The sequence below is a fragment of the Dysgonomonas sp. Shenzhen-Wh21 genome, from assembly GCF_043392705.1.
Taxonomy (GTDB): Bacteria; Bacteroidota; Bacteroidia; order Bacteroidales; family Dysgonomonadaceae; genus Dysgonomonas.
Genome location: NZ_JAIXHZ010000127.1, coordinates 1 through 9,305, shown reverse-complemented (window position 1 = coordinate 9,305; position 9,305 = coordinate 1). Strand labels below are relative to the sequence as shown.

Annotated in this window: 8 protein-coding genes; all 8 read right to left on the bottom strand. The window is 40.7% G+C overall.

The window, feature by feature from the left end; genetic code table 11:
* Nucleotides 1-273: 273 nt before the first annotated feature.
* Nucleotides 274-1,377, bottom strand: coding sequence for a DegT/DnrJ/EryC1/StrS aminotransferase family protein (locus LDB17_RS09065; protein ID WP_252638549.1), 1,104 nt, complete (start codon nucleotides 1,375-1,377; stop codon nucleotides 274-276).
* Between the two features lie 5 nt (nucleotides 1,378-1,382).
* Nucleotides 1,383-3,047 carry a DNA repair protein RecN gene (gene recN / locus LDB17_RS09060; protein WP_252638662.1) on the bottom strand — a complete coding sequence of 555 codons (1,665 nt, stop codon included), beginning with the start codon at nucleotides 3,045-3,047 and terminating at the stop codon, nucleotides 1,383-1,385.
* A 10-nt stretch (nucleotides 3,048-3,057) separates the two neighbouring features.
* Nucleotides 3,058-4,251: a metallophosphoesterase gene (locus tag LDB17_RS09055; protein ID WP_252638548.1), complete on the bottom strand. Its 1,194-nt coding sequence runs from the start codon at nucleotides 4,249-4,251 to the stop codon at nucleotides 3,058-3,060.
* Nucleotides 4,248-5,381 (bottom strand): metallophosphoesterase, encoded by a 1,134-nt coding sequence (locus LDB17_RS09050; RefSeq protein ID WP_393924996.1) that lies wholly within the window; start codon nucleotides 5,379-5,381, stop codon nucleotides 4,248-4,250. The genes LDB17_RS09055 and LDB17_RS09050 overlap by 4 nt, the downstream gene beginning before the upstream one ends.
* A gap of 153 nt (nucleotides 5,382-5,534) precedes the next feature.
* Nucleotides 5,535-6,218 (bottom strand): zinc metallopeptidase, encoded by a 684-nt coding sequence (locus LDB17_RS09045; protein WP_135104757.1) that lies wholly within the window; start codon nucleotides 6,216-6,218, stop codon nucleotides 5,535-5,537.
* A 264-nt stretch (nucleotides 6,219-6,482) separates the two neighbouring features.
* Nucleotides 6,483-7,748, bottom strand: coding sequence for an adenylosuccinate synthase (locus tag LDB17_RS09040; protein ID WP_135104756.1), 1,266 nt, complete (start codon nucleotides 7,746-7,748; stop codon nucleotides 6,483-6,485).
* Nucleotides 7,745-8,257, bottom strand: a complete 513-nt coding sequence (locus tag LDB17_RS09035) for a Fur family transcriptional regulator (RefSeq protein WP_252638546.1) — start codon at nucleotides 8,255-8,257, stop codon at nucleotides 7,745-7,747. Before LDB17_RS09035 ends, LDB17_RS09040 begins: the two co-directional genes overlap by 4 nt.
* Before the next feature lie 176 nt (nucleotides 8,258-8,433).
* The gene (locus tag LDB17_RS09030) at nucleotides 8,434-9,192 is read right to left on the bottom strand and encodes a NigD-like protein (RefSeq protein WP_252638545.1); all 759 of its coding nucleotides are present in this window, start codon (nucleotides 9,190-9,192) and stop codon (nucleotides 8,434-8,436) included.
* Nucleotides 9,193-9,305 lie beyond the last annotated feature (113 nt).

Below are 9,305 nucleotides of genomic sequence, written 5' to 3'. Positions count from 1 at the left end.
AGTTTTTTTTATCTTCTGTGTGTGGTATTCGCTTATCTTTTGTTCTAAAAGGTTTTTATAGACTGTAAATCATCGTTTTTTTTATCTTTTTAAGACAAAAAAAACAGTCTTGAAGTTCTTTACCTGAAGAGCATTTATAAAAACATTGTACCGCATTTCTTCCGAAATAAAAAATTCACTTCGAATTTCTCTATTTGCGTTTACAATTTTCTTTAAAACAAAAGATAAGCGAATACCACACACAGAAGATAAAAAAAACTAATAATCAAAGAATTAAAAACTATTTAAAGTTCCAACTATCTTTATCAATTCATCTTCTCGCAAAGACGGATAAAGCGGAAGACTTAATACCTCATCTTGCAGCAGTTCAGAAACAGGAAAATGCAAATGATTTAGTTCAGCATAAGCCGGCTGTTTGTGTATAGCATAAGGGTAATGTATTTGAGTCTGGATGGAGTTTTGCGATAAGTACTGTTGGAGTTCTTCACGATCTTTGCAACGCAACACAAACAAATGAAACACATGGCTATCCCAATCTCTTATTTCGGGCAAAATGAACCTGTCATTTTTTATGTTATCCAAGTAGAATTTTGCAATCTCCCGACGGCGTGAATTATCCGCATCCAAGTACTTTAATTTGACAGAAAGAATGGCGGCTTGCACTTCATCAAGGCGAGAGTTTAGTCCTTTGTAGCTATGTATATACTTTTCATCAGAACCGTAATTCGATAAACTATTCACCACCTCTGCCAATTGTGGATCGTCCGTTGTTACTGCTCCTGCATCACCCAACGAACCAAGATTTTTTACAGGATAAAAGCTAAATGCTGCTGCATCGCCAATACTGCCCGCTTTTTTGCCTTCATAAACGGCACCATGTGCTTGTGCAGCGTCTTCGATAAGCAGAAGATTATATTTGAGTGATAATTGCTTCAACTTATCCATATCCGCAACTTGCCCATATAGATGAACGGCAATTATAGCCCGGGTTTTATTTGTTATTTTTTCTTCTGCTGAAGCAGGATCGATATTGTATGTCACAAGGTCGCAATCTGCCAAAACAGGAACAAGCCCGCATTGCGAAACAGCTAAGGCAGTAGCTATAAATGTATTGGCTGGAAGAATTACCTCATCACCCTCCTTTATACGCCCCATCACCATATATCCCATCAGAATGAGACGCAGGGCATCAAGACCGTTGCCCACACCCACACAGTAAGAGACACCGCAATAAGAAGCAAATTGAGACTGAAAGGATTTATTCACCGCTCCTCGTATATACCAACCTGAATCTATAATATGAGCAGTTGCTTCTTTCAGTTCAGGTGCATAGCGTTCGTTTTCTCGTTTTAAGTTAAGGAATAAAATTTCGTTCATGTTGTCTAGACTTTTTTGCCCAACATTACTTTCGCATTTTGTATAGCCGCCTCTGTTACCGTAGAACCGCTCAGCATACGGGCTATTTCCGTTAAACGTTCTTCGTCGGACAAGCGCACCAAGTTTGTAGTTGTGGTATGTTCGTCATCCGATTTGTAAACCTTGTAATGTGCTTTCCCTTTGGCGGCGATCTGTGGCAAGTGTGTTATTGCTAGCACTTGCATATTCTTGCCAAACTCACGCATCACCTCTCCCATTTTGTCTGCTATTTCGCCCGAAACACCTGTATCTATTTCATCGAATATAATAGTAGGCAATGCGGTTGCACCTGCAATCATAGATTTGAGACAAAGCATCAGACGGGAAATTTCACCTCCCGAAGCTATCTCCGCAACAGGCTGTAGAGGTACATTTTTGTTTGCAGAGAACTGAAACAGTACACTGTCTGACCCATATATATTGGGATGTTTCTCTGTTATAATTTCACTCCTAAAACGAATATTAGGCATACCCAGATAAGCAACCCGATCGGTGAGATCTTTCTCGAAACTATCGGTTATCGACGTACGACTATCGGTCAACTGCTTAGCTAGAGCGAATACTTTTTCCGACTTTTCGTGGACTTCTTTTTCAAGAGCTTCCACTTGCTGATCGGATGATTCTATATTTTCTATCTTTTGTTTGAATTCTTCATACAAAGCCAACAACTCGGACACAGCATTTACATGATATTTCTTCTGCAAGGTGTAGATCAGATCGAGCCGTGATTCGATAAAAGCCAAACGCTCGGGGTTGAATTCCACATCGTTTGCGAGCTTATCCATTTCGGAGGCAAGGTCTTTAAGATCGATATACGCTATTTGCAGACGCTCGGATATTTCTTCCGAACGGACATATACCTTTGCCAACTGTTGAGACGTATTGAGTCCTTCTTTGAGACCCAGCACGATTCCCTTATCGTCGTCAGACAACAAAGAGTGTAGCTTGAATAATGCCGACTTTATATCTTCGGCGTGAGTAAGTGTCTCCAGTTCGTTTTCCAATTCTTCCTGCTCCCCTTCCTGAAGAGCTGCCTCTGTGAGAGATTCGATCTGAAAACGAAGATAGTCTTCTTCCTCTTTACTTTTCCTCACGGCTTCACGAAGTTCTGCCAATGCCTTTTCCGATTGCTTGTATTGATGAAAGGCTTGTTGGTATTTGCTCAGCAAGTCTTTATTGCCTGCCAAGGCATCTACCACCTGCATTTGGAAGCGGGTGTCGGATAGCAACAAGTTCTGATGCTGCGAGTGTATATCGATCAACTGACCACCCAATTCTTTCAGATCAGTGAGTGAGACAGGCGAATCGTTGATGAACGCTCTTGATTTTCCTGTAGAGAGTATTTCCCTGCGGAGGATATAACTATCGGGATCGTACTCTATGCCTTTCTCTTCGCAAAAAGCTTTAAGATCGTATGCCGAAACATCGAACGATCCTTCGATAACACATTTACTCTCCCCCTGCTTGATAGCCTTCATATCGGCACGCTGCCCAAGGATAAGAGACAGTGCTCCCAGAATAATAGATTTTCCGGCTCCTGTTTCTCCGGTAATAACAGAAAAGCCAGGCTCGAAGTCAATTTCGAGACTGTCTATCAAAGCATAATTTTTTATGTATAGCGATCTTAGCATGGCTAATATATCATTTACTAAAGTTGACATTGAGAACTACAATCTCCGACACTGTGCCAATCCTGTATTGAGGCCCCGCCAATCCGAGTCCGGAGGACACATATACATGTGTATCTCCTTTTTTCTTATATCCGTACGGAATCTCATACATAAACCTCATTTTGGAAGAAACGCTTTCCGGCAATATCCTCGAATTGTATATCATGGACGAAACAGCCATAATCATATTGTTTGGGAAAAACTGACCGTTGTGCGTATGACCATACAGAGCGATATCTGCACCGGATTCAACCTCTTCTTGTAAGCGATGCGGCTCGTGATTCATCACAATTACAGGATATTGCCTGTCTACTCCCTGCATTATTTCGGGCAATTGTTTCCGGGTTTTGCACAGATCATCTTCCCTGCCTACAAGATAAAAAGAATCTGCGATCATAACAGTAGTATCACGCAAAACATTTATTCCGGCCTTTTGGCTCAACCACAAGATTTTTTCGTCCTTAGGCTCGCCCAGCTCTATATACTCATGATTTCCTGTAGACGCATACACCCCATAAGGAGCTTTGAGCCGATGAAACTCTGTTTCCATTTGCTGCTCGTATAGCGATTTGGCATCATAATCGACAATATCACCCACCAACAATATCAGGTCGGGTTTCTGCTCCATTATCTTGTCCACATACATGGAAATAATTTTCTTGTCGATCAGATATCCCGCATGTATATCTGTAGCCACCACTATGCGCAAGTTTTTCACATTGGGCGAATGCTTCTCTATCGTGAGGTTCTTCTCCGTTATCACAGGATGCCAGAATCGGTAGTTCCCATTCCACATCACAGCCACTACCAAAAGCAATGCTGTACAAAAATAAACAAGTCGGGGCTTTTTTGCTGCAAAATCGAGCGAAAATATTTTTTTCTTTTTATTTATATATTTCACTAAATCATACAATAAGAGCAGAGACGTCATATAGATAGTAAACAACATCCACGTTGTACCCGTCCAGGCGAATGTATGAAGCGCATCGAACGATAAGTGTTTTGAGGTAAAGAATCCGATAAAGTATATTATCAGCTCTGCAACATATATGGCAGTGTAGGGAATCTTAATATACTTCTTATCGGGCAATGCCTGCCATCCTCTCCAGTAGATGTATGCACTGAAGAATATCTGAATCATTATGGCATTGAAAAAAACTCTCATTTCTTTTTATTCACATCTATTACAACATACTCGGATTGTGTACCTATACGGAATTTTCCGCCCCAAAGACCAATACCCGAACTTACGTATATATTTGCATTTCCTTTTTTCACAAAACCATGATCTCTCTCATATATCTTTCTGGTAACCATCGATATAGGCCACACCTGCCCTTGGTGGGTATGTCCCGAAATCTGTATATCGATACCGTTGGCTTCCGCCTCCTCGAGGTGATAAGGCTGATGATCGAGCATTATGATCGGCTTGGTATGATCGAGTCCGGCGACAAGCTCCTTCAACGATTTGCGGTTAGGGTTAGACTTATCGTCTCTCCCAACCACGTAGAAACAACTATCTACCTCGGCTACAGAATCACGCAAGAGATGCACTCCTGCTTTTGTAATAAAATCGAAGCTCTCTTTTGCTCCGCTTATATACTCATGGTTTCCGGGGCAGGCATAAATGCCCATCGGTGCTTTTATCTTATGAAAGACTTCTGCAAAACGTCCTTTTTTGAGCGGACGCACACTATTATCAATAATATCTCCCGCTATGAGTACAATGTCGGGATTTTCGGCATTTATCAGGTCTACCCATTTCTCAAACTCCTTTTCTCCGATACCATACCCCAAATGCAGATCACTGACAGCTACAATGCGTAGCGAGCGAGGCGAAATGGTATCGCCAAAGGTCTTATATATCTGAACAGGAAGATCGACTCTTACTTTCCACTGATATTTAAGATAGCCGCAGGTCATCAGCAGCGCAACGAAGCCTACCATCAGCCCCAGACCAACCCAGTTGTCTCTCGTATAACGGGTAATGGAATCGCTCGGCATAAAGTGCAGCAGCTTATTACTTAGCCCCAGCAAATCCTTGGCAGCAATTATCATAAGGAAATAAAGAAGGATGAAAAACCACGCTGTGCCCACTTTGTATAGCAACGAAGTAAGCCCTACCGGTAAGGAGTCTCCCACCAAAAAGGATATGAAGAATGAAGTAACCGCTATAACCGCAAACGACAAAAGTGCTATACGCCCCACATTACTCGGAGGCATCGCAATCCAAAAGTGCCTGAATACATAAAAATTAGCTAAGAGGTATACTGTGAATACTATAATAAAAAACATCGTTTTCATTTATACGTTTATTGTGTGTATATGTATATACAGATGCAAAAGATGCATAGGTAAAGAGTACAAGCTATTAACCTTTCGGTTTATGTGAAAAAAGAGCAGTCGCCAATGACCACTCTTTCGAATATCTTTCTATCGTATAAACGATTAGCTACGTCTGCCACTCATGGCTATCATGATGTAATATATAAGCGTAGCCAATGAGCCGATGGCTGCTATTACATACGTATAAGCTGCCCATTTGAGAGCATCTTTAGCCATATCATGATTGTTTACATTTGTTACTCCGGCAGTATTAAGCCAAGCCAAAGCACGGCTGCTGGCATTCACCTCTACAGGGAGTGTCACAAAACTGAATATCGTTGTCATTGCAAAAAGAGCAATACCAATCCATATCAAGGCAGGAAATATATTAATCGTAAATATTCCGGCAAGGATAACCCACATCACAATGCTTGATGAAAAGCTTACAACAGGTACAAGTGCCGAACGCATCTTCAACGGTCCGTACTCGTGAGCATGCTGCACTGCATGACCACATTCGTGAGCAGCTACGGCAGCAGCAGCCACACTGTTGCTGGCATATACACCTTCGCTCAGGTTGACTGTCTTATTGGCAGGGTTGTAGTGATCCGAAAGCATACCGCTTGTAGATACAACTTTCACATCATAAATTCCATTGTCATGAAGCATCTTCTCGGCTACATCACGACCTGTCATTCCGCTACTCAACGGAACTTTAGAGTATTTGTTAAACTTGCTTTTCAGCATCTGCTGAACTGCAAAACTGGCTATTGCTATTAGTCCAAATAATATCCAACCTATAGGCATAGTCTATTTCTTTTTTAAAATGATTTTTTCTACTAATTTACTTGTTAATAACTAAACAAAAAATGTGCCACCTGAGTTTTTGTCATATAATGTATTTGAATGACAATCACATTTCTTAATTAAATTTGACTTATTTTTCGTTTCAGTCGTCTCTATTAAAAACCTAATGTCATGCAGAATGAAACAAAACCGTCTTTTTCTATCTTCAAGACGCCTTACTCTCATTCAGCATGACAAAGAGGTCGATATATTTCTTATCAGAAATTATTTACGAATAATGGTCTGCGCTCTGTCCGGCCCGAGCGAAACAATACGAATAGGCACACCCAATTCTTTCTCGAGGAATGCAACATAATCGCTGAATTCTTTCGGGAACTGGTCTTCCTTCTGCATTTTTGTCATATCGGTTTTCCAGCCTTTCATTTCCTGATATATAGGTTTGATACTATCATCTATCTCGAAAGGAAATTCGGTTACTCTCTCTCCGTTTACTTCATAAGCCACACAGGCTTTTATCGTTTCGAACGTATCGAGCACGTCGCTCTTCATCATTATCAACTGGCTCACACCGTCTATCATTATAGCATAGCGCAAAGCAACCAGATCGATCCATCCACAACGACGCGGACGACCTGTTACCGAGCCAAACTCAAATCCGAATTCACGCAACTTATCTCCCGTAGCATCATGCAGCTCGGTAGGAAACGGCCCACTACCCACACGTGTACAATATGCCTTGAAAATTCCATACACCTCACCGATGTTTCGAGGGGCAACACCCAGACCTGTAGAAGCTCCGGCTGTAATTGTATTGGAAGAAGTAACAAACGGATACGACCCGAAATCGATATCCAGCATTGTACCTTGTGCACCTTCTGCCAATATTTTTTTGCCCGACTTGGTCGCATTATTTATAAAATGCTCGCTGTCAATAAAAGTAAATTCTTTGAGTTTCTTCACTCCTTCAAACCACTCTTTCTCGATATCAGCCAGCGCATTTGTATCGTAATTATATTGATTGAGAATTCTCAGATGCTTTGCTTTGGCAGCATTGTATTTTTCTTCAAAGTTGTGAAGAATATCCCCCACACGCAAGCCGTTGCGGCTAACCTTGTCGGTATATGTAGGTCCAATACCCTTACCTGTGGTTCCTATCTTAGAGTCTCCCTTCGATGCTTCGTAGCATGCGTCGAGCAAACGGTGTGTAGGAAGGATAAGGTGAGCCTTCTTTGAGATATATAGTCTCGATTTGAGATCATGTCCCGATTTTTCCAATGCTTCTATTTCTCCTTTGAATAAAGCAGGATCGAGCACAACACCGTTGCCGATAACATTCAGTTTATTACCCTGAAATATACCGGATGGCACTGAACGGAGAACATACTTTTTGCCTTCAAACTCAAGTGTATGCCCTGCATTTGGACCACCTTGAAAACGGGCTACGATTTCATAATCAGGCGTTAGAACATCTACTATCTTTCCTTTACCTTCGTCGCCCCATTGCAGGCCGAGCAATACATCTACTTTCATTTTTTCTTATTAATACGAGTATTCTTACTTTCTGTTACTTTATTCTTTTTTTCTTCTGTCTTCTTAGCCCGCATACATTTGTTGCATATACCATAAATATACATGCTGTAATAGCTAACCTTGAAGCGTTGTAGTTTTTTCTGTTGCGCAGGAGTGAACAGGTTGCCATTTTTGTGCTCTTTCACCTCGCCGCAACTAAGACAGATCAGATGGTCATGGTTCTCATTACCAAAAGCACGTTCGTACTGAGACACATTTGCTCCAAACTGATGCTTGACTACCAGATTGCAATCCAGCAATAGCTCTATCGTATTGTACAATGTGGCTCGGCTAACCCTAAAACACGACTGCTTCATAGAATTGTAAAGGGAGTCCATATCGAAATGCCCTTTAGTAGAATAGATGTGATCCAGTATTGCGTATCTTTCGGGAGTTTTACGATGCTTGTTTAAATTCAGATAATCTGTGAATTCGTTCTTAACTTGGTCTTTTAGTTTAATGTTATCCATTTAAAAAAATCTGATCTGAACAAAAATACATCTTTTTAAAGAATAAACAGTGGTATAACCTCAGAAAAAAAAGAAAGTGTTCATAAAAATCAGTACCTCAAAGACTTTATAGCAGAAAAAAAAGAAAAAGAGAACTCTCACGAGCTCTCTTTTTCGAAAGGAAATCAAAAAGAATATTAATAAATATTCAGGTTAGTTGTTTTGCTATCGTCGCTTGGTATGTCTTTAGGTTGAGCCTCAACCGCACCATACTTGTATTCAATCGTATCTGTCTTTGTTTGCCCGCCAAAGTCCACCCATGTTATTTCAAATGTTACTTTATCTCGCCCTTCTATCAGATATGGCTCTAGGTTGAAAGATACATAGCCATTCACAGGATAATGTTCCGGATCTTCTCTCTTGTTATGTCTGAATTCCAGTTTCACCACATCACCTGATACTGACAAATCGGGCTGTGCAGATACAAGGTTCAGCATGTGTGCTGTAGTTCCGCCACTATTATATCCGAAGTAGATATTCAGATAGCCCCCGCTTGCCCATGCAGAATGAACCTTAATAGGATTGTGTCCGATACTGTCTTGCTTTGCCTGATCGTCAGACGGGATGTATATTACTCCCTTAGTCAGGACATCACTATAGCCGTTAAGTCTGATAGCATGATCATAGCCCTGATATTGGTCGGATAAAATCGTGTAGTTTATAATAGCTCTGTTATATTTTGGTTTCAGATTTAACCCAACAGGAGCTGCAATCCACAGTTTTTTTCCATTGTCGAGCGTAAAATCATACGTGTTTTCTCCCACTTTGTTTACGGTTACCATCGACACCCAGTATTTATCGAGTGAGTAACCATCATCGTCCGAACAAGAAGAAAATCCTGCTGTTAAAACAAAGCCGAGAATTGATGCTAAAAATAGTTTTACAGTTTTCTTCATAACTCTTTAATTTTTTAATGTATAGTTTAAAATACTTTTGCCTTACAATATAATAGACAATATTTCGTCCCTCATGTTGCATGAGAAAAATACAAATTAATGTTAAACAATCA